At 61.5% G+C, this 19,022-nt stretch carries 22 protein-coding genes; 8 read left to right on the forward strand and 14 right to left on the reverse strand.

The annotated features are described in order from the left end of the window. Positions 1–65: 65 nt before the first annotated feature. From QF045_RS25075 to ffh, 9 genes are all read right to left on the reverse strand, one after another. A complete protein-coding gene (locus QF045_RS25075; protein ID WP_306494480.1) occupies positions 66–1,370 on the reverse strand; it encodes a homoserine dehydrogenase in 1,305 nt (434 codons plus the stop codon). Positions 1,371–1,499: 129 nt separating this feature from the next. After that, positions 1,500–2,231 (reverse strand): thioredoxin fold domain-containing protein, encoded by a 732-nt coding sequence (locus QF045_RS25080; protein ID WP_057723916.1) that lies wholly within the window; start codon positions 2,229–2,231, stop codon positions 1,500–1,502. Positions 2,232–2,370: 139 nt separating this feature from the next. Continuing rightward, positions 2,371–3,267 (reverse strand): site-specific tyrosine recombinase XerD, encoded by an 897-nt coding sequence (xerD, locus tag QF045_RS25085; RefSeq protein ID WP_306494481.1) that lies wholly within the window; start codon positions 3,265–3,267, stop codon positions 2,371–2,373. Between the two features lie 124 nt (positions 3,268–3,391). Further along, on the reverse strand, positions 3,392–3,805 hold the full coding sequence (locus QF045_RS25090) for an acyl-CoA thioesterase (protein ID WP_306494482.1): 414 nt from the start codon (positions 3,803–3,805) through the stop codon (positions 3,392–3,394). Between the two features lie 82 nt (positions 3,806–3,887). Beyond that, positions 3,888–4,238: a 50S ribosomal protein L19 gene (gene rplS / locus QF045_RS25095; protein WP_003175895.1), complete on the reverse strand. Its 351-nt coding sequence runs from the start codon at positions 4,236–4,238 to the stop codon at positions 3,888–3,890. Positions 4,239–4,283: 45 nt separating this feature from the next. Beyond that, entirely contained in the window at positions 4,284–5,057 is a 774-nt protein-coding gene (gene trmD, locus QF045_RS25100) for a tRNA (guanosine(37)-N1)-methyltransferase TrmD (protein WP_177343966.1), read from the reverse strand. Further along, positions 5,039–5,575 (reverse strand): ribosome maturation factor RimM, encoded by a 537-nt coding sequence (gene rimM / locus QF045_RS25105; protein ID WP_057723919.1) that lies wholly within the window; start codon positions 5,573–5,575, stop codon positions 5,039–5,041. The genes trmD and rimM overlap by 19 nt, the downstream gene beginning before the upstream one ends. A gap of 5 nt (positions 5,576–5,580) precedes the next feature. Then, on the reverse strand, positions 5,581–5,832 hold the full coding sequence (gene rpsP / locus QF045_RS25110; protein ID WP_003238923.1) for a 30S ribosomal protein S16: 252 nt from the start codon (positions 5,830–5,832) through the stop codon (positions 5,581–5,583). Positions 5,833–6,083: 251 nt separating this feature from the next. Beyond that, on the reverse strand, positions 6,084–7,460 hold the full coding sequence (gene ffh / locus QF045_RS25115) for a signal recognition particle protein (RefSeq protein ID WP_003193965.1): 1,377 nt from the start codon (positions 7,458–7,460) through the stop codon (positions 6,084–6,086). A gap of 234 nt (positions 7,461–7,694) precedes the next feature. Between ffh and QF045_RS25120 the strand changes: the two genes are divergently transcribed. From QF045_RS25120 to QF045_RS25130, 3 genes are all read left to right on the forward strand, one after another. After that, a complete protein-coding gene (locus QF045_RS25120; RefSeq protein ID WP_124388063.1) occupies positions 7,695–8,507 on the forward strand; it encodes an inner membrane protein YpjD in 813 nt (270 codons plus the stop codon). Between the two features lie 12 nt (positions 8,508–8,519). After that, complete coding sequence (locus QF045_RS25125) at positions 8,520–9,758, forward strand: transporter associated domain-containing protein (RefSeq protein ID WP_306494483.1); 1,239 nt, start codon at positions 8,520–8,522, stop codon at positions 9,756–9,758. A 267-nt stretch (positions 9,759–10,025) separates the two neighbouring features. After that, on the forward strand, positions 10,026–11,336 hold the full coding sequence (locus tag QF045_RS25130; RefSeq protein ID WP_306494484.1) for an MFS transporter: 1,311 nt from the start codon (positions 10,026–10,028) through the stop codon (positions 11,334–11,336). A 109-nt stretch (positions 11,337–11,445) separates the two neighbouring features. On the opposite strand, the gene purT is transcribed toward QF045_RS25130, so the two are convergent. From purT to QF045_RS25160, 5 genes are all read right to left on the reverse strand, one after another. Further along, positions 11,446–12,627 (reverse strand): formate-dependent phosphoribosylglycinamide formyltransferase, encoded by a 1,182-nt coding sequence (purT, locus tag QF045_RS25135; RefSeq protein WP_306494485.1) that lies wholly within the window; start codon positions 12,625–12,627, stop codon positions 11,446–11,448. A gap of 69 nt (positions 12,628–12,696) precedes the next feature. Beyond that, positions 12,697–13,164 (reverse strand): VUT family protein, encoded by a 468-nt coding sequence (locus QF045_RS25140; protein ID WP_306494486.1) that lies wholly within the window; start codon positions 13,162–13,164, stop codon positions 12,697–12,699. Between the two features lie 109 nt (positions 13,165–13,273). Further along, the gene (locus QF045_RS25150) at positions 13,274–13,477 is read right to left on the reverse strand and encodes a DUF1289 domain-containing protein (RefSeq protein WP_306494487.1); all 204 of its coding nucleotides are present in this window, start codon (positions 13,475–13,477) and stop codon (positions 13,274–13,276) included. Further along, positions 13,474–13,998: a gamma carbonic anhydrase family protein gene (locus tag QF045_RS25155; RefSeq protein WP_306494488.1), complete on the reverse strand. Its 525-nt coding sequence runs from the start codon at positions 13,996–13,998 to the stop codon at positions 13,474–13,476. The genes QF045_RS25150 and QF045_RS25155 overlap by 4 nt, the downstream gene beginning before the upstream one ends. A 35-nt stretch (positions 13,999–14,033) precedes the next feature. Continuing rightward, on the reverse strand, positions 14,034–14,636 hold the full coding sequence (locus QF045_RS25160; RefSeq protein WP_033898592.1) for a CoA pyrophosphatase: 603 nt from the start codon (positions 14,634–14,636) through the stop codon (positions 14,034–14,036). Between the two features lie 146 nt (positions 14,637–14,782). Here QF045_RS25160 and QF045_RS25165 point away from each other — a divergent pair, with 146 nt between their 5' ends. The 5 genes from QF045_RS25165 to QF045_RS25185 all read left to right on the forward strand — a co-directional run bounded on the left by QF045_RS25165 (position 14,783) and on the right by QF045_RS25185 (position 19,012). Beyond that, complete coding sequence (locus QF045_RS25165; RefSeq protein WP_306494489.1) at positions 14,783–15,331, forward strand: NUDIX hydrolase; 549 nt, start codon at positions 14,783–14,785, stop codon at positions 15,329–15,331. A gap of 37 nt (positions 15,332–15,368) precedes the next feature. Beyond that, positions 15,369–15,872 carry a murein L,D-transpeptidase family protein gene (locus QF045_RS25170; RefSeq protein ID WP_306494490.1) on the forward strand — a complete coding sequence of 168 codons (504 nt, stop codon included), beginning with the start codon at positions 15,369–15,371 and terminating at the stop codon, positions 15,870–15,872. A 261-nt stretch (positions 15,873–16,133) separates the two neighbouring features. After that, positions 16,134–16,892, forward strand: coding sequence for a GntR family transcriptional regulator (locus QF045_RS25175; RefSeq protein WP_306494491.1), 759 nt, complete (start codon positions 16,134–16,136; stop codon positions 16,890–16,892). Between the two features lie 10 nt (positions 16,893–16,902). Beyond that, positions 16,903–18,009, forward strand: a complete 1,107-nt coding sequence (gene nagA, locus QF045_RS25180; RefSeq protein WP_306494492.1) for an N-acetylglucosamine-6-phosphate deacetylase — start codon at positions 16,903–16,905, stop codon at positions 18,007–18,009. Continuing rightward, entirely contained in the window at positions 18,002–19,012 is a 1,011-nt protein-coding gene (locus QF045_RS25185; RefSeq protein WP_373424498.1) for an SIS domain-containing protein, read from the forward strand. The genes nagA and QF045_RS25185 overlap by 8 nt, the downstream gene beginning before the upstream one ends. Positions 19,013–19,022: the final 10 nt, after the last annotated feature.

Consider the following 19,022-nt stretch of genomic DNA (forward strand, 5'->3'; position numbering starts at 1 on the left):
ACAAGCTTCAAGTTAAAGCAGATCTGCTTCCACTTGAAGCTTGTAGCTTGGCGCTTGCAGCTGGATTAATTCAAATGTTCGACGCGAATGCGAACGACCGGGCCCACTACGCCCTGCAGGGCTTCCAGGGCGGCGATCGCATCGTTGATATGCTGCTCGAGCACGCGGTGGGTCAGCAGGATCATCGGCACCTGGCCGTTCTGCTCCTCGACTTCCTTCTGCATGATCGACTCGATGTTGATTCCGCGCTCCGACAGGATGCTGGCCACCTGGGCCAACACGCCCGGATGATCCTGGGCCTGGATGCGCAGGTAGTAGGCGCTTTCGCAGGCCTCGATCGGCAGGATCGGATGGGCCGACAACGAGTCCGGCTGGAAGGCCAGGTGCGGCACGCGGTTTTCCGGGTCGCTGGTCATGGCACGCACCACGTCCACCAGGTCGGCGATCACCGAAGAAGCGGTCGGCTCCATGCCGGCACCGGCGCCGTAGAACAGGGTGGAACCGGCGGCGTCACCGTTGACCATCACCGCGTTCATCACGCCATTGACGTTGGCGATCAGGCGGTCGGCCGGGATCAGCGTCGGGTGCACGCGCAGCTCGATACCGGCCGGGGTGCTGCGCGCCACGCCGAGGTGCTTGATGCGGTAGCCAAGGGCTTCAGCGTAGTTCACGTCGGCGGTGGTCAGCTTGGTGATGCCTTCGGTGTAGGCCTTGTCGAACTGCAGCGGGATACCAAAGGCGATGGACGCCAGAATGGTCAGCTTGTGAGCTGCGTCGATGCCTTCCACGTCGAAGGTCGGGTCGGCTTCGGCATAACCCAGGGCCTGGGCTTCGGCCAGCACGTCTTCGAAGGTACGGCCCTTTTCGCGCATTTCGGTGAGAATGAAGTTACCGGTGCCGTTGATGATGCCGGCCACCCAATTGATGCGGTTGGCGGACAGGCCTTCACGAATCGCCTTGATCACCGGAATGCCGCCGGCCACCGCCGCTTCGAACGCCACGATCACGCCCTTCTCACGCGCCTTGGCGAAGATCTCGTTGCCGTGCACGGCGATCAGCGCCTTGTTGGCGGTGACCACATGCTTGCCGTTCTCGATGGCCATGAGCACCAGCTCACGGGCCACGGTGTAGCCGCCTACCAGCTCGATAACAATATCGATTTCAGGGTTGGTGGCCACGGCGAACACATCGTTGGTAATCGCAATACCGGTCGTTTCGAACTGAGGCTTTGGCGAACGCGTGGCAATTTGCGCCACTTCAATTTCGCGCCCTGCACGGCGGGAAATTTCTTCAGCGTTACGCTGAAGTACGTTAAAGGTGCCGCCACCGACGGTCCCTAACCCACAGATGCCTACTTTGACCGGTTTCACTGAAGAACTCCCCATGAAACGGCCGACTCAAGGTCGGCCGTGGAACACAGCCGCACAACGGCGGCTCTCAATTAATGACCCGCCGACGGTTCGGCGGATCATGCTCGTCAAAGGCTCGACGATTAATGCTTACTTGGCACCCAGTGCCAGTTTGGCAACTTGTGGCGCCGGCTGGTAGCCCGGAATCACCTGGCCGTCGGCCAAAACGATGGCCGGTGTACCGTTAACGCCGATGGACTGGCCCAGGGCGAACTGCTTGGAAACCGGGTTGGCACATTTGGCCGCCTTGATTTCCTTGCCGTCGACCATCTTGTCCATGGCCGCTTTCTTGTCGGCCGAGCACCATACTGCCTGCAACTGCTCGTCACCCGGCGAGCCCAGGCCCTGGCGCGGGAACGCCACGTAGCGTACTTCCACGCCCAGCTTGTTCAGCGCGGGCACTTCGGCGTGCAGCTTGTGGCAGTACGGGCAGGTGGTGTCGGTGAACACCGTGATGTGGGTCTTGGTTTCGCCGATGGCCGGGTACACCACGGTTTCAGCCACCGGAATACCATTGATCAGCTTGGACACGCCCAGGCGTTCGGCTTTCTCGGTCAGGTTGACCGGCTTGCCGTCCTTCAACTGGAACAGGTAGCCCTGAACGATGTACTGGCCGTCGGCGCTTGCGTACAGCACGCGGCTGCCCTTGAGCTTGACTTCATACAGGCCGGCCATCGGGCTGGCGCTGATGCTTTCGATCGGCGTGTCGAGCTGCAGGTTGACCAGGCTCTTGCGAATGGCCTGCTCGGCCGCATCATCGGCGACGGCAAAGGTGGAAACCAACGCAATGGCTGCGGCGGCAATAATCTGGGTCAAGCGCATGGGAACTCCTGAAGGCAGATACAGGGACGGGTGCAGGTACGCCGATTGGAAATTGGGAGTGTGACCGTCGCCTTTGAACCGGCAAAGCCTACCACAGTTGGGCCGCAGGGCAGCCCGTAGCCGGGTAAATTGGGATTTTTCAGCCGCGCGGGTGGTGCTTGGCGTGCATATCCTGCAAGCGCGCCCGTGCCACGTGGGTGTAAATCTGTGTGGTGGACAAGTCACTGTGCCCGAGCAACATCTGCACCACACGCAAATCCGCGCCGTGGTTGAGCAAGTGCGTGGCAAATGCATGGCGCAGGGTGTGAGGCGACAGCGTCTTGCCGATCCCGGCCACCTTGGCCTGGTGCTTGATGCGGTGCCAGAAGGTCTGCCGGGTCATCTGCTCACCGCGCAGGCTGGGAAACAGCACATCGCTGGGGCGGCCACCAAGCAGTTCGTGGCGCGCATCACGCATGTAACGCTCGACCCACACAATCGCCTCTTCCCCCATCGGCACCAGGCGCTCCTTGCTGCCCTTGCCCATCACCCGCAACACGCCCTGACGCAGGTTGACCTGCTCCAGGGTCAGGCTGATCAACTCGGTCACTCGCAATCCGCAGGCATAGAGCACTTCCAGCATGGCGCGGTCGCGCTGGCCGATGGCTTCGCTGAGATCCGGAGCGGCGAGCAAGGCATCCACGTCGGCTTCCGACAGGGATTTGGGCAATGGCCGCCCCAGCTGTGGCATGTCGATTTGCAGAGTGGGGTCGACTGCGATGAGTTTTTCCCGCAGCAGGTGGCGATAAAAGCCACGCACGCCGGAGAGAAAGCGCGCCGTGGAACGCGGTTTGTAGCTCTGCTCCAGGCGCCAGGCCAGGTGATCGAGGATCAGCTCCCGACCAGCATTGATCAGCTCGAGGTTTTTTTCCTGCAACCAACCATTGAACAGCGCCAAGTCGCTGCGATAGGCCTGGCGGGTGTTATCCGACAGGCCCTTTTCCAACCAGAGGGCGTCAAGGAAGCGGTCGATCAGGGGGTGGTCAATGGCGGGCATGAGGGCTCAGGCGAATGAAGGTGGTGTGCGATGGATGCTATCGCAGGCAAGCCAGCTCCTACAGGGGCAATGCACGCCAATGTGGGAGCTGGTTTGCCTGCGATGGCCACGACTCGGTTTCAGATCAATCGACAAACCCAGGCAGCACCGGCACCGGGCGCTTGTCGGCATCAATTGCGACAAAGCTGAACACGCCCTGGATCGCCCGCTCACGGCCATCGGCGCTCATGCTTTCCACATACACTTCGACTTCCACCTTGAGGCTGGTGTTGCCGACTTTGATCACACGGCCGATCAGCTCAACGATGGAACCGGCCGGGATCGCATGATTGAAATCGATGCGGTCGGTGGAGACCGTCACGAGCGGCAATCGGCAGAAGCGCGTGGCGGTGATGAACGACACTTCGTCCATCCACGCCAGCGCTGTGCCGCCGAACAAGGTGTTGTGGTGGTTGGTGGTCGGCGGGAACACGGCCTTGGTCACGTGAGTCACGGACAAGTCGGTGCGGCGCTGGATTTCTTCGAGGCGGGTGGTCATGGACAAATACCGGGCATTGGGCAAATTTCAGGCACAAAAAAGCAGCCCGTAGGCTGCTTTTTTCTGCATCGGGAAGCTGGACTTAAGCCAGTTTTTCCTTGATGCGAGCTGCTTTACCGGACAGGTCACGCAGGTAGTACAGCTTGGCTTTGCGTACGTCACCGCGACGTTTCACAGCCATGCTGTCGATTTGCGGGCTGTAGGTCTGGAAAGTACGCTCTACGCCAACACCGTTGGAGATTTTACGAACAGTGAAAGCACTGTTCACACCACGGTTACGCTTGGCGATTACCACGCCTTCGAACGCTTGCAGACGCGAACGGTCGCCTTCCTTCACTTTCACCTGAACGACAATGGTGTCGCCCGGGGCAAAGGTAGGGATCTCTTTGGTCATCTGCTCTGCTTCGAGTGCAAGGATGATTTTGTTAGTCATGCTGTGCTCCTAAGGTAAGTCAATGGACCTACCATCGATACGTTGTTAACTATCGTCCCGCGCGAGGATGTATTCCTCGAGCAGCTTCTTCTCTTCTCCAGAAAGCGAGCGGCTTTCCAGAAGATCGGCGCGTCGTTCATAGGTCCGACCAAGGGACTGCTGTAAACGCCAACGCCGGATGTGTGCGTGATTGCCACTTAGCAATACGTCGGGAACACGCTGATCCGCATACACCTCCGGACGGGTGTAGTGCGGGCAATCCAGCAAACCATCCGTGAAGGAATCTTCCTCCGCAGAGTCCGCATGCCCTAAAGCTCCAGGCAGCAGTCGTGTAACCGCATCTATCAGGACCATCGCCGGCAGCTCGCCGCCAGACAGGACATAGTCCCCAATCGACCACTCTTCATCGACATGAGCTTCTATAAAACGCTCGTCAATGCCTTCATAGCGACCGGCAATCAGGATCAGTGCTTCCTCATTCGCCAGTTCACGTACCGCAGCCTGTTTCAGCTGACGGCCTTGAGGGGACAGGTAAATTACCTTCGCCTTCTCCCCGGCGGCTGCCTTGGCCTCAACCAACGCGTCTTCCAGGGGCTTGATCTTCATCACCATGCCCGGGCCACCGCCAAATGGGCGATCGTCCACAGTGTGATGTCGATCCGTCGTGTAGTCTCGCGGGTTCCAACAGGTGAGCTGCAACAGCCCCTGTTTCACCGCCCGACTGGTGATGCCGTACTCGCTGATGGCGGAAAACATCTCGGGAAACAAACTGATCACTTCAATGCGCAAATTAGCCACGCTTAGAAGTCCGCGTCCCATTCCACCTTCATCTCGCCCGCTGCCAGGTCGACGGCCAACACGCACTGCCCGGTATAGGGCAACAGGCGTTCGCGATCATCCAGGCTGCCAGCGCAAGGCTTGACCACCATTACATCATTGGCGCCGGTTTCCAGAAGATGATCGATTTTCCCGAGCAATTGCCCCAGTTGATCAATAACCTTCAGACCTTCCAGCTGGTACCAGTAGTACTCGCCGTCGGTCAATTCAGGGAACAGGTTGCGCGGCACGCAGATCTCATAACCAGCCAGAAGACGAGCTTCTTCACGATCATCAAGACCCTTGAGCTTTGCGACCAGGAACTTGTCGCTCCCGCGTCCACTGACCAGCTCCACCTGTTTCACACTACCTTCGCGCTTGAGCGTCCAGGTTTTGTACTGCAACAGGTTTTCAGTCGGATCAGTAAAGGAATACACCTTCACTTCGCCGCGAACGCCATGAACAGAATAAATCTTGCCGATAACGATCAAATCATCAGCAACAGTTGGCGTCGCGTTCATATTGCTCAGGCTGCGGCCTTAGCCGAGTCCTTCAACAACTTGGCAACACGCTCAGAAGGCTGTGCACCAACGCTCAGCCAGTAGGCTACGCGCTCTTGGTTCACGGACAGGCGGACTTCTTGACCACGAGCGATCGGGTTGAAGAAGCCAACTTGTTCCTTGTGAGAGCCGTCACGTGGGTTGCGGCTGTCAGTTACGGTCAAGTGGTAAAACGGGCGCTTTTTGGAGCCGCCAAGGGCAAGACGGATTGTTAGCATGTGAACATCGTTCCTGTAGTCGGTGCTGCAAATCTAAATGCACAGCGGGCATAGGTGCCCGAAAGGCCGCATATTCTAAGGAATATCCGGACTTTTGCAAATGTCTTTTTCTGGCGCCTATCAGCGTGCCATTCAGATCTGCTATAGAGCCGTCGGTTAAAACGGCAGGTCAGCGCCCGCCAACGGCGGGTTTGCTGGAGATCCCACATCCCTGTGGGTCGGAGCGCAAGCTGGGCTTGCGCTCGAATACTTTACATTTTCGGCATGCCGCCGCCGGGCAACATACCGCCCATGCCGCGCATCATCTTGGCCATACCGCCCTTGGCGGAGAATTTCTTCATCATCTTCTGCATCTGCTTGTGCTGCTTGATCAAGCGACCGATGTCCTGCACCTGGGTGCCGGAACCCATGGCGATCCGGCGCTTGCGCGAACCGCTGATCAGCTCAGGGTCGCGGCGCTCGGCCGGGGTCATGGAGTTGATGATGGCTTCCATCTGCTTGAACTGCTTCTCTGCCGCGCCCTGAGCGTTGCCCATTTGCGCCAGGTTCACGCCGCCGATGTTCGGCAGTTTGTCCATCAGGCCGCCGAGGCCACCCATGTTCTTCATCTGCTGCAGCTGGTCACGGAAGTCTTCGAGGTCGAAGCCCTTGCCCTTCTTCAGCTTTTTGGCCAGCTTGTCGGCCTTGTCTTTATCGAGCGTGGCTTCGGCCTGCTCGATCAGGCTGAGCACGTCGCCCATGCCGAGGATGCGCGAGGCGATACGCTCCGGGTGGAACGGCTCGAGCGCTTCGCTCTTCTCGCCCATACCGATGAACTTGATCGGCTTGCCGGTGATGGCACGCACCGACAGCGCGGCACCGCCACGGGCGTCGCCGTCGACCTTGGTCAGGATCACGCCGGTCAACGGCAGCGCATCACCGAAGGCCTTGGCGGTATTCGCCGCGTCCTGGCCGGTCATGGCGTCGACCACGAACAGCGTCTCTACCGGGTTGATCGCGGCATGCAGCGCCTTGATCTCGCCCATCATCTCTTCATCGATGTGCAGGCGACCGGCGGTATCGACGATGACCACGTCGATGAATTTCAGCTTGGCTTCTTTAATAGCCGCGTTGGCGATATCGACCGGCTTCTGGCTCAGGTCCGACGGGAAGAAGGTCACGCCTACTTCGCCGGCGAGCATTTCCAGCTGCTTGATAGCGGCCGGGCGGTAAACGTCGGCCGAGACCACCATCACCGACTTCTTCTTGCGCTCTTTAAGGAAGCGCGCCAGCTTGCCCGCGGTGGTGGTCTTACCCGCACCTTGCAGGCCGGCCATCAGCACGACGGCCGGCGGCACGGCGCTCAGGTTCAGGTCTTCGTTGGCCGCGCCCATCAGGCTTTCGAGCTCGGCCTGGACGATCTTCACGAACGCCTGGCCCGGGGTCAGGCTGCGCGACACTTCAGTGCCGACCGCACGCTCCTTGACCGAATTGACGAAGTCCTTCACCACCGGCAAAGCCACGTCGGCTTCCAGCAACGCCATGCGCACTTCACGCAGGGTGTCTTTAATATTGTCCTCGGTCAGCTTGGCCTTGCCGGTTACGTGGCGCAGCGTCTGCGAGAGACGGTCAGTCAAGTTTTCAAACATGCGCGATCCTTTCAGGCCCTATTCAACGAAATGCATTGGTAGACCGAGGTAATGGCAGCCCAGGCTGTGGTAAATCGCTATTAAAAACAGCGCTCGGCGAGCCTGCGGCGTGGGCAGGTCGCGGATTATAGCGAAGACTGCGCCCGTGCACACCCGCTGTCTGGCCCGGGAGTCTTTCGTGCGGCGCGGGTGTGTGCCAAACTCAGCGCCTTTCGGGCTTGTCTCTCAGGATTTATGCTCCCTTTGTCACCCAGTTTGCTACCCAGTCTCGCCGCCGCCATTTTGTATGCCGCTGCGACCCTCTATCAGGGCACTCGTCTGGCCCAAGGCGCCAAAGCGGACAAACGTCTGCTGACAGGCCTTGGCGTGCTCGCCCTGCTGGCCCATGCCGCCAGCCTGTTTACTCATTTGATGACCCCGGTCGGCCTGGGCCTGGATTTTTTCAGCGCCGCCAGCCTGATCGCCGCCGCCGTGATCGCGCTGACACTGCTGGCGTGCTACCGGATTCCGGTCGAGAACCTGCTTGTCCTGCTATTCCCGCTGGGGATGCTCACGGTGCTGCTGGCGCAATTCGCGCCCACCGGCACCGTGCAGGTGATCGATGAAGAACCGGGCATCCTCGCGCATATCCTGCTGTCGATCCTTGCCTACGGCATGTTCACCATCGCGGTATTCCAATCGCTGCTGGTGCTGTTGCAAGACCACCAGCTCAAGCACAAGCACCCGTCCGGGCTGATCAAGAACTTCCCGCCGCTGCAAACCATGGAGAGCCTGTTGTTCGGCTTTTTATGGGCAGGCTGGACCTTGTTGTCGCTGTCGCTGATTTCCGGCTGGCTGTTCGTCGAGAACCTGTTCGCCCAGCATCTGGTGCATAAAACGCTGCTGGCCTGCCTGGCCTGGGTGGTGTTCAGCGTATTGCTGTGGGGCCGCAACCGCCTCGGCTGGCGTGGACACAAGGCCATCCGCTGGACCCTGGCCGGTTTCTGCCTGCTGATGCTGGCCTATTTCGGCAGCAAGCTGGTCCGCGAATACATCCTGCATATCTGACTGGCGGCGATCATGGACAACTTGCCCCTTGGGCCGATGCTCGCCGTAATTGCCCTGCTGATTTTATGGGCAGCGCTGTTTACGGCCATCGAAGCCGCACAACAACACCTGCTGGCCCTGCGCCCCGGCACACGCCAGGGCGACAAGGCTGCCGCACGCCTGAGCTTCCCGCGCCACAGCCTGATCCTGTGCAACAGCCTGTGTCGCGCAGCCGTTGTCATCCTGTGCACGCTGTTGGCGATTTATGCCTGGGCGCAAAACGGGCCATGGCTCGGCTGGCTGATCTCCTGCGCGCTGCTGCTGATTCTCGCCGACTACCTCCCCCGCGCCCTGGCGACTCGCTATCCGCACGCAATACTGGGCTTTGGCAATGCCCTGCTGGGCGTACCGCTGAAAATTCTCTACCCCGCGGCCTGGTTACTCAATGGCATCAGCCTGATGTTGCTGCGCCCGTTCGCACGCAAGCCCGGCGTAGTGAAAAAGAGCGACGAGCCGTTGTCCGACCACGACGACGAACCGCACCATGACGCCGACGAAGAGCATAGCCTCGGCATGCCTGGCATCCATGCCCTGGACAACATCACCGTCAACGACATCCTGGTGCCGCGCAGCGAAGTGGACGGCATCAACCTGGATGACCCGATCGAAGACATCGTCGAGCAACTGCGCACCTCCCAGCGCACGCGGCTGCCGGTGTTCCACAGCGATATCAACCAGGTCGAAGCGGTGCTCAATACGCGGCAGATCCAGCATCTGCTGCCCGATGCCAGCCTGACCAAGGAAGCGCTGCTGGCCGCCTGTCACGACCCCTACTTCGTGCCGGAAAGCACGCCTTTGCAGCTGCAACTGCTGAATTTTCACAAACAGCAGCGGCGCCTGGGCATGGTGGTGGACGAGTACGGCGAAGTGCTGGGCATCGTTACCCTGGAAGACATCCTGGAAGAAATCGTCGGCGAATTCGAAAGCGAGCAGGCTGTGGATAACCCGCACATCGAAGCCCAACCCGACGGCCGCTACATCATTGACGGCGCAGCCTCGATCCGCGAGCTGAACAAGAGCCTGGGCTGGCACCTGCCCAGCGACGGTCCCAAGACCCTCAATGGCCTGGTGACCGAAGCCCTGGAGACCATCCCGGACTGCGCGGTCTGCCTGAAAATCGGGCGCTACCGCCTGGAAATCCTCGAGACCGAGGACAACCGGGTGAGCAAGGTACTGATCTGGCATACCAGCTACGTGCCTGTCGCCATCTGACTTCCTGAACACCACCCCTCCCACATTTGGAATTGCGGCGCTCCAGCTACTTGTTGTATTTCCACACCCCTTCCTATAATCGGGACGGCTTACCCAAGCCCCGCCCGACCGCGTGCTACCCGCACTCAGCGTGTCCAGGCACCGCTTCACCATGTCCGACCGGTGTTTGCTCCCATCCCGAGCCGCCCCGCGCACAACCCTGATCCATGGGTGTTCGACCAATAATAATCCGCGTCCAAACGCGCAATGACCGTCAGGGATACCTCCATGAGCACCACGTATAACGAGGCCGCAACCGCCGCCCCGACCAACTCGACGGCCCGCGTGGCGACCGCGAGCATCGTCGGCACCGCCATCGAGTTCTACGATTTCTATATCTACGCCACGGCTGCGGCACTGGTCATCGGCCCGGTGTTCTTCCCGCAGACGTCCGGCACTGCGCAGATGCTGGCGTCGTTCCTGACGTTCGGCATCGCCTTCATAGCACGCCCGCTGGGTTCGGCACTGTTCGGCCACTTTGGCGACCGCATCGGCCGCAAGTCGACGCTGGTGGCCTCCCTGCTGCTGATGGGCGTGTGTACCACGCTGATCGGCTTGCTGCCCGGCTACGACAGCATTGGCGCCTGGGCACCGATTCTGTTGTGTGTATTGCGCTTCGGCCAGGGCCTGGGGCTGGGCGGGGAATGGGGCGGCGCGGCATTGCTGGCCACCGAGAACGCCCCCAAAGGCAAGCGCGCCTGGTTCGGCATGTTCCCGCAATTGGGCCCCTCGATTGGGTTCCTGGCGGCCAACGGCTTGTTCCTGATCCTGGCCATGAGCCTGAACGACGAGCAGTTCCGCAGCTGGGGCTGGCGCATCCCGTTCATCCTCAGCGCGGTGCTGGTAATGGTGGGCTTGTATGCACGGCTCAAGCTGCACGAGACGCCAGTATTCGCCAATGCCGTGGCCCACGAAAAACCGGTGAAGGTGCCGCTGGTGGAGCTGTTCAGCCAACATTGGCTGCCGGTGCTGCTGGGCGCAGCGTCGATGGTGGTGTGCTATGCGCTGTTCTATATCACCACGGCGTTTTCCCTGAGCTACGGCGTGTCGACCCTCGGCTACAGCCGTGAAACCTTCCTCGGCCTGTTGTGCTTCGCGGTGCTGTTCATGGGCCTGGCGACGCCGCTGGCGGCGCTGGCCAGCGACCGCTACGGGCGCAAGCCGGTGCTGATTGTCGGCGCGGTCCTGGCGATTCTGTCGGGCTTTACCATGGAGCCGCTGCTGACCCACGGCTCAACCTGGGCCGTGGCGCTGTTCCTGGCGCTGGAGTTGTTCCTGATGGGCGTGACCTTCGCGCCGATGGGTGCGCTGCTGCCGGAACTGTTCCCGACCCGCGTGCGTTATACCGGCGCTTCGGCGGCGTATAACCTGGGCGGCATTGTGGGAGCGTCGGCGGCACCGTTCTTCGCGACCAAGCTGGTGGCGATGGGCGGGCTGAGTTATGTCGGTGGGTATGTGTCGGCGGCGGCGTTGCTCAGCCTGATTGCTGTGCTGTGCCTGAAAGAAACGCGGGATAACGACTTGAACAAGGTCGCCTGATACACCGCTATCGCCTGTAGGAGCGAGCTTGCTCGCGAAAAAGGTACATCCGACGCAGCGATGCGCCTGAAATACCTTCGCGAGCAAGCTCGCTCCTACAGGTTCTGTATTACAGCTCTACAACAACCGCTTGAGAAGCACGAATAGCCTTGGCCCGAGCCGCTTCAATCGACTCATCTCGCGCCAACGCCACGCCCATGCGGCGCTGACCATTCACTTCTGGCTTGCCAAACAGACGCAACGCCGTGTCCGGCTCGCTCAACGCGGCGCCCAGGTTGGCGAACGCCGTCTGGGTCGACTGCCCTTCCACCAGAATCACCGCCGAGGCCGACGGCCCGAACTGACGGATCAATGGAATCGGCAGGCCGAGGATGGCGCGCGCGTGAAGGGCGAACTGCGACAAGTCCTGGGAAATCAGGGTTACCAGGCCGGTGTCGTGCGGGCGCGGCGACACTTCGCTGAACCACACTTGATCACCCTTGATGAACAGTTCCACGCCAAACAGACCACGGCCACCCAGGGCTTCGGTCACGGCCTTGGCAACCCGCTCGGACTCAGCCAGAGCAATCGGGCTCATGGCCTGGGGCTGCCAGGACTCCTGGTAGTCGCCCTTCTCCTGACGGTGGCCGACCGGCGCGCAGAAGGTGGTGCCGCCGATGTGGCGCACGGTCAGCAGGGTGATTTCGTAGTCGAAGTCGATAAAGCCTTCGATGATCACACGCCCCTTGCCGGCGCGCCCGCCTTCCTGGGCGTAATCCCAGGCTTTCTGGACGTCGTCGGCGCTGCGCAGCAGGCTCTGGCCCTTGCCCGAGGAACTCATCACCGGCTTGACCACACAGGGGAAGCCCAGGTCCTGCACGGCCTTGCTGTAGTCTTCGAAGGTGTCGGCGAAGTGGTACGGCGAGGTCGGCAGGTCCAGCTCTTCGGCGGCCAGGCGGCGGATGCCTTCACGGTTCATGGTCAGCGAGGTGGCGCGCGCGGTCGGGATCACGGTGAAGCCTTCGGCTTCCAGCTCGACCAGGGTCGCCGTGGCGATGGCTTCGATTTCCGGCACGATGAAGTGCGGCTTCTCCGCCTCGATCACGGCGCGCAACGCAGCGCCATCGAGCATGTTGATCACATGGCTGCGGTGCGCAACCTGCATGGCCGGCGCGTTGGCGTAGCGATCCACGGCAATCACTTCAACGCCCAGGCGTTGCAGTTCGATTACCACTTCCTTGCCCAGCTCACCGCAGCCACACAGCAAAACGCGGGTCGCGGTTGGCGACAATGGAGTTCCGATTCGGGTCATCTCAGGTCCTCAGGGGAGCGGATCAGGGGGAGAAAGGCCGGCATTTTACATGAACTGCAAAAATTGGCCTCAGTTGGCGACGGTGCGCCGGCGGATGCGCCAGGCCATGACCAGCCACACCACGGTGACACCGGCGAACTTCGACACCAGCGCAGTGCCCGCCACGGCCGGCGTCAGCGCACCGATCAGGCCGAAGAAGATAAAGGTATCGAGGGGAATGCTCAGCGCCGAACTTATCCACAGGCGATCGTGCAACGGGCGCCGGGTAATGCTGAACACCAGCCAGTCGATGCATTCGGACACCGCAAAGGCCGTGGCGCTGGCCAGGGCGATGGACGGATCGGAGGTGATATAGGACAGCACCAGCGCCGCCAGCATGGCAATGATCGCGCCGTGGCCGAAGCGGGTTTGCACCATGTCGCGCAGGATAAACACCAGGCCGCCCCAGGCGGACCAGATGACGTCCAGGTGTGGGGCGGTGGAAAAAGCGAAGTTGATCAGCACGACGCTGCTGATGTAGGCGATCAGGAAGAGCATGGGGCGATAGAACCTGTAGGAGCGAGCTTGCTCGCGAAAAACGTCAACGATTACGCGGGAAGCCTGACTATACGCGGTGTTCTTGCGTTTTTCGCGAGCAAGCTCGCTCCTACAGAGGCATCATCCACACCAAGCCACTCGCCTTTGCCCGCTCATGACACAACCCCAATACCACCCGACGTTCGGCGTTGTCCATGCGGCTCCAGCGCGTAATCTCTTCCACGGTGCGCTGGCATCCAGTGCAGATATCCTCATCATCCAGCGCGCAAATGCTCACGCACGGCGAGGCGACGGGGCGTTCAACCGCGCTCATTCTGCCTGCTCAATCAGGTCCCGCGCGTACCGCTGCGCGTTATGCACATAGTGCGCGGCGCTGGCTTCGAGCATGCGCTTCTGCGCTTCGGTCAGCTCGCGCACCACCTTGCCCGGCGAGCCCATCACCAGCGAGCCATCGGGAATTTCCTTGCCTTCGCCGATCAGCGAGTTGGCGCCGATGATGCAATGCTTGCCGATCTTGGCGCCATTGAGGATCACCGCGTTGATGCCGATCAGGCTGTAGTCATCGACGGTGCAGCCGTGCAGCATGGCGTTATGACCGATGGTCACGCCGGTGCCGAGGGTCAGTGGGTAGCCCATGTCGGTGTGCATCACGCTGCCGTCCTGCACGTTGCTGTTCTTGCCGATCAGGATCAGCTCGTTGTCGCCACGCAACACCGCGTTGAACCATACGTTTGCGCCCTCCTCCAGCTTGACCTTGCCCACCAGCGTGGCATTGGGTGCCACCCAGCTGTGTGGATGGGTCTCGACGCTGGCATCGCCCAGGCGGTATTTCATGGTTTTCCCTCACGGCTCGCCATTCAAACGATGGCTTAGATATTGATGAAGCTCTTGGGTGGCTGGTGCAGGCTGATCTGGGCATCGTCATAGAGCAGGTTGATCAGCTCGACGATCATGATTGCCGTCAGGCCCCAGATCTTGTATTCGCCGAACCTGTAGCTTGGCACATACCAACTGCGGCCCTGGTAGTCGATGCGGTGGGTGTGCTCGCGGGGGTCCTGGCGGAAGAAATCCAGCGGGACGCTGAAGACAGCGGCAATTTCGGCGTCGTTGGCCAGGTATTCGACATAATCCGGGATCACGCCGACGTACGGCGTTACGCGAATGCCATGCAGGGAGATCAACGGGCTCAACGGCCCGATCACTTCGACCAGCCCCGGCGGCAGGCCGATTTCTTCCTCGGCTTCGCGCAGGGCGGTGAAGATCAGGTCCGGGTCTTCGGGGTCGCGGCGCCCGCCGGGGAAGGCCACTTCGCCACCGTGGGTCGACAGGCCGCTGGCGCGCAGGGTCAGGATCAGCTCGGGTTCGTCACTGCGGGTAATCGGCACCAGCACCGCGGCCTCGGGGAAACGCCCGTCAGTCTCAAGAGTGTGGGGGGTGTGATTGCTTACCCGGCGAAGTAGCTCGTCCAGCATGAGTCATCTCGGTCTGTTGGCTACCTTGCATCATGCACCAAAGCGGGCAGGCGCCCAAGCCCAAAACCGCTGGCATGTCGCTAAACGACAACTTGCAGGGCCTTGCCCGCCACGCCAAGATAGGCCCACTCTCCAGGAACCCCAGCATGAACTTCTGCAGCCAGTGCGGTAAACCGGTTACCCAACGCATTCCCGAAGGCGACGCACGTCTGCGCTACGTCTGCGACCACTGCTCGACCATTCACTATCAGAACCCCAATATCGTCGCGGGTACCGTACCCGTGTGGGGCGACAAGGTGCTGCTCTGCCGCCGCGCGATCGAACCGCGCCTGGGTTACTGGACCCTGCCCGCAGGCTTTATGGAAAACGGCGAAACCGTGGAACAGGCCGCCATGCGCGAGACGCTGGAAGAAGCCTGCGCCCGCGTGCGCAACCTGAGCATCTACACCCTGATCAACGTGCCGCACATCAGCCAGGTGCACATCTTCTATCGCGCCGAGCTGGTCGACCTGGACTTCGCCGCCGGCATCGAGAGCCTGGAAGTGAAGCTGTTCGCTGAAGCCGATATCCCTTGGTCCGAGCTGGCTTTCCGCACGGTCGGGCGTACCTTAGAATGCTTCTTTGCCGATCGTCGGCAACAGCTGTTCCCGGTGCGCAGCGAGTCCGTGCCACCGCTGTCCAAGCCCGCCCAATAACAAGCCGGCCAATCGTCGCCAAAGGGAAATCGTTTCAATGCGTTGGTTGCTTGCTCTTATCTGCCTGTCGTTCGCTGCCCTGTCCTCGGCCTCCACGGTGGAAACACTCGGCGGCAAACCCGTCGAAAAAGTCCTGGTGCTTAAATCCGCCCACCAGTTGCAACTGATCAACGACGGCAAGCCGCTCAAGACCTATCGCATTTCCCTGGGTAAGAACCCCAAGGGCCACAAGCTGATCGAGGGCGACCGCCGCACCCCTGAAGGCCTTTACTGGATCGACTGGCGCAAGACCAGCGAGCGTTTCAACCTGGCCATGCACATTTCCTACCCCAATATCAGCGACGCCGCCCGCGCCCGCCGCGAAGGGGTGAAACCGGGCAGCATGATCATGATCCACGGCACCCCGGACACCGAGGACTACCCGGAACAGTGGTTCCACACCCTGGACTGGACCGACGGCTGCATCGGCATGCGCAATGTGGACATGCGTGAGGTCTGGGGCCTGGTCAAGGACGGCACCCTGATCGAGATTCGGCCCTGATACTCGACCGCTCGTAAAATAATTCGAAAATATTTCCTGCCCCGAGCAGCGCTGACCGGCGAATACCAGTTCACGGCACACGCTGAGCACTTGCGCACCTGACCAAGACCTCTCTAATACCACTTGATACCGGGCACCCTTAAGGTGCCCGTAAACCGTGGCGCGCACCGTTTTGGTAGCATTGACATGGTATCTAAGTGGTATTAATTTTCGGCCATTACCGGGCGACAACACTCCAATAACGCATCGGAAACCTGACAAATGAACCCCATCCTGGCCTTGCGCCCTGACGACAAGCAATCCACGCCGTTGTACCTGCAACTGGCTCGCAGCCTGGAAGCAGCGATCCATGCCGGCCAGTGGAAATCCGAACAGGCCCTGCCCTCGGAACGCGCCCTCAGCGAACAGCTGAGCATCTCGCGAGTCACCGCCCGTAAAGCGCTGGAAGTGTTGCTTGCCCAAGGCCTGATTCGCCGCAGCCAGGGCTCCGGCACCTTTATCACACCGCGCCTGGAGCAACCGCTGTCACGCCTTTCGGGGTTCAGCGAAATGCTCCGGCTCAAGGGCTTTGTGCCCAGCTCCCAGTGGCTGGAGCGCGACATCACCCCGCCCACCCACGAAGAGCTGATCCGCCTGGGCCTGTCGCCTACCGACAAAGTGGCGCGCCTCAAGCGTTTGCGCAAAGCCGATGACACCGTGATGGCGATTGAAATGACCACCCTGCCGGCCTCAGTGCTGCCCCATCCACAAGCCATCGGCAATTCGCTGTACGAATACCTGGAAGGCATCGGCAAGCCTATCGTGCGGGCGCTGCAGCATATCCAGGCGATCAACGCTTCGGACGAGTTCGCCAAACTGGTGGGCATCGCCCCCGGCACCGCCATGCTGCTGATGACCCGCGTGGGCTACACCGCCGACAACACGCCGATTGAAATCACCGACACCTACTGCCGCAACGACTACTACGACTTCGTCGCAGAGCTGCGCCGTCATGATTATTCCGCTGAACTGCGACTCTAGAGAACTGCCCATGTCCGAAGACAATATCCTCACGCCCAGCGGCTGGATGCGCGGCCGCCTGGTGCACGAGCACGGCAAGGTCGTTGCCATTGAAGGCACGCCGTGCAACCCGGCCGACAACGAGCTGCCCTATTTGCTGCCAGGCTTCATCGACCTGCACGTGCACGGCGGCGGCGGTGCGGACATCATGGAAGGCGCCGAAGCCTTCGAGACCATCACCCGCACCCACGTGCGCTTTGGCACCACCTCGCTGCTCGCCACTACCATGACCGCGCCGGTCGACGAAATCTCCCGTGTGCTCGGCGAGCTCGGCAGCTTTTGCGAGCAGCGCCCTGCAGGCAGTGCCCGCGTGCTCGGCGTCCACCTGGAAGGCCCCTACATCAACCCCGGAAAACTCGGCGCCCAACCCAACTTCGCCCACACCGCATTGATGGCCGAAGTCGAAGCCTACCTGCGCCTGGCGCCGATCCGGGTGATCACCATCGCCCCGGAAATCGCCGGCCATGACAGCCTGATCCGCGCCCTCAGCGAACGCGGCGTGCGCATGCAGATCGGCCACACCCTGGGCAGCTATGAAGAAGGCGTGGCCGCCCTCGCCGCCGGCGCCACCAGCTTTACCCATTTGTACAACGCCATGAGCCCGCTGCATCACCGCGAGCCAGGCATCGTCGGCGCTGCGCTGGCCCACGCCAAATACGCCGAGTTGATCCCCGACCTGCTGCACGTGCACCCCGGCGCCATGCGCGTGGCGCTGCGCTCGATCCCGTGCCTGTATTGCGTCACCGATTCCACCGCCGCCGCCGGCATGCCCGATGGCGAATACAAGCTGGGCAGCCACACCGTGACCAAGTGCCTGGGCGGCGTACGCCTGGCTGACGGCACCCTGGCCGGCAGCACCCTGACCATGGACCAGGCGCTGCGCAACCTGGTGAAGATCGGCCTGCCGATCAGCGAAGCCTCACAACGCCTGTCGCAATTTCCTGCGGATTATCTGGGCCTGGAAGAACGCGGCCGCCTGCAACCCGGCAGCTTTGCCGACTGCGTGCGCCTGGACCGCTCCCTGACACTCACCGACGTAATGGTCGAAGGAGAAACCATTGACTTCAAAAATGCTTGAAGAGGCCCTGGCCTCCTGTGACGCCGTCGCGGCGCAACTGCAACGCCTGGAGCCGATGCTGGAAGAAGTCGCCGGTCGCCTGCGCCGCCAGCCGCCACAAGTGGCGATGACCGTCGCCCGTGGCAGCTCGGACCATGCCGCCAGCTACTTCGCCTACCTGGCCATGCAGCACGTGGGGATTCCGGTGGCGTCGCTGCCAATGTCGGTGGTGACGTTGCTGCAGGCCCCGTTGAAGGTCAGCGGCCAGGTCGCATTTGGTTTCTCCCAGTCGGGGCAAAGCCCGGACCTGGTCAACAGCCTGCGCCTGCTGCGCAAGCGCGGGGCCTTGAGCATCTCGATGGTCAACGCCGAAGAGTCGCCGCTGGAAGCTGCCTGCGAGTTTCACGTACCGCTGTGCGCCGGGCCTGAACTGAGCGTGGCCGCCACCAAGAGCTTTATCGCCACCCTCAGCGCCAGCGCATTGCTGGTTGGCCATTGGAACCAGGAAGCCGATCTGCTGCACGCCTGCCAGGCGCTGCCCGAGGGCCTGCGCGACGCCGCCAAACAGGACTGGCGCGCAGCCATCGAGGCCCTCAAAGACAGTCAGCGCCTGATGGTGATCGGCCGTGGCGCCGGTTTTGCCATCGCCCAGGAAGCCGCGCTCAAGCTCAAGGAAACCTCGGCGATCCAGGCCGAAGCCTTCAGCAGCGCCGAAGTGCGCCATGGGCCGATGGCCTTGATCGACGAAGACTACCCGTTGCTGGTGTTCGCCCCACGCGGCGCCGAACAGGCCGGCCTGCTGACCCTGGCCGCCGATATGCGCCAGCGCGGCGCCCGCGTGCTGCTGGCCGCGCCGGACGATATCGCCGAACGCGACCTGACCTTAAGCCGCGCCGAACACCCAAGCCTGGACCCGATCCTGGCCATCCAGAGCTTCTATGTCATGGCCGCAGGCCTGGCGGTTGCGCGTGGGATGAACCCCGATCAGCCACGTCACCTGAGCAAAGTCACTCGCACTCACTGAGTCGATTGCC

Source organism: Pseudomonas sp. W4I3, assembly GCF_030816195.1.
Classification (GTDB): Bacteria; Pseudomonadota; Gammaproteobacteria; order Pseudomonadales; family Pseudomonadaceae; genus Aquipseudomonas.

What these genes read in the sequence shown, in the direction of transcription:
- QF045_RS25080 (WP_057723916.1), bottom strand. Translation starts at nt 2,231, where the DNA reads ATGCGCTTGACCCAGATTATTGCCGCCGCAGCCATTGCGTTGGTTTCC.
- purT (WP_306494485.1), bottom strand. Translation starts at nt 12,627, where the DNA reads ATGACCCGAATCGGAACTCCATTGTCGCCAACCGCGACCCGCGTTTTG.
- QF045_RS25170 (WP_306494490.1), top strand. Translation starts at nt 15,369, where the DNA reads ATGCGTTGGTTGCTTGCTCTTATCTGCCTGTCGTTCGCTGCCCTGTCC.
- QF045_RS25120 (WP_124388063.1), top strand. Translation starts at nt 7,695, where the DNA reads ATGCTCCCTTTGTCACCCAGTTTGCTACCCAGTCTCGCCGCCGCCATT.
- rplS (WP_003175895.1), bottom strand. Translation starts at nt 4,238, where the DNA reads ATGACTAACAAAATCATCCTTGCACTCGAAGCAGAGCAGATGACCAAA.
- QF045_RS25130 (WP_306494484.1), top strand. Translation starts at nt 10,026, where the DNA reads ATGAGCACCACGTATAACGAGGCCGCAACCGCCGCCCCGACCAACTCG.
- QF045_RS25090 (WP_306494482.1), bottom strand. Translation starts at nt 3,805, where the DNA reads ATGACCACCCGCCTCGAAGAAATCCAGCGCCGCACCGACTTGTCCGTG.
- nagA (WP_306494492.1), top strand. Translation starts at nt 16,903, where the DNA reads ATGTCCGAAGACAATATCCTCACGCCCAGCGGCTGGATGCGCGGCCGC.
- xerD (WP_306494481.1), bottom strand. Translation starts at nt 3,267, where the DNA reads ATGCCCGCCATTGACCACCCCCTGATCGACCGCTTCCTTGACGCCCTC.
- QF045_RS25160 (WP_033898592.1), bottom strand. Translation starts at nt 14,636, where the DNA reads ATGCTGGACGAGCTACTTCGCCGGGTAAGCAATCACACCCCCCACACT.
- QF045_RS25125 (WP_306494483.1), top strand. Translation starts at nt 8,520, where the DNA reads ATGGACAACTTGCCCCTTGGGCCGATGCTCGCCGTAATTGCCCTGCTG.
- QF045_RS25155 (WP_306494488.1), bottom strand. Translation starts at nt 13,998, where the DNA reads ATGAAATACCGCCTGGGCGATGCCAGCGTCGAGACCCATCCACACAGC.
- QF045_RS25175 (WP_306494491.1), top strand. Translation starts at nt 16,134, where the DNA reads ATGAACCCCATCCTGGCCTTGCGCCCTGACGACAAGCAATCCACGCCG.
- ffh (WP_003193965.1), bottom strand. Translation starts at nt 7,460, where the DNA reads ATGTTTGAAAACTTGACTGACCGTCTCTCGCAGACGCTGCGCCACGTA.
- QF045_RS25140 (WP_306494486.1), bottom strand. Translation starts at nt 13,164, where the DNA reads ATGCTCTTCCTGATCGCCTACATCAGCAGCGTCGTGCTGATCAACTTC.
- rimM (WP_057723919.1), bottom strand. Translation starts at nt 5,575, where the DNA reads ATGAACGCGACGCCAACTGTTGCTGATGATTTGATCGTTATCGGCAAG.
- QF045_RS25150 (WP_306494487.1), bottom strand. Translation starts at nt 13,477, where the DNA reads ATGAGCGCGGTTGAACGCCCCGTCGCCTCGCCGTGCGTGAGCATTTGC.
- trmD (WP_177343966.1), bottom strand. Translation starts at nt 5,057, where the DNA reads ATGGGACGCGGACTTCTAAGCGTGGCTAATTTGCGCATTGAAGTGATC.
- QF045_RS25185 (WP_373424498.1), top strand. Translation starts at nt 18,002, where the DNA reads ATGCTTGAAGAGGCCCTGGCCTCCTGTGACGCCGTCGCGGCGCAACTG.
- rpsP (WP_003238923.1), bottom strand. Translation starts at nt 5,832, where the DNA reads ATGCTAACAATCCGTCTTGCCCTTGGCGGCTCCAAAAAGCGCCCGTTT.
- QF045_RS25165 (WP_306494489.1), top strand. Translation starts at nt 14,783, where the DNA reads ATGAACTTCTGCAGCCAGTGCGGTAAACCGGTTACCCAACGCATTCCC.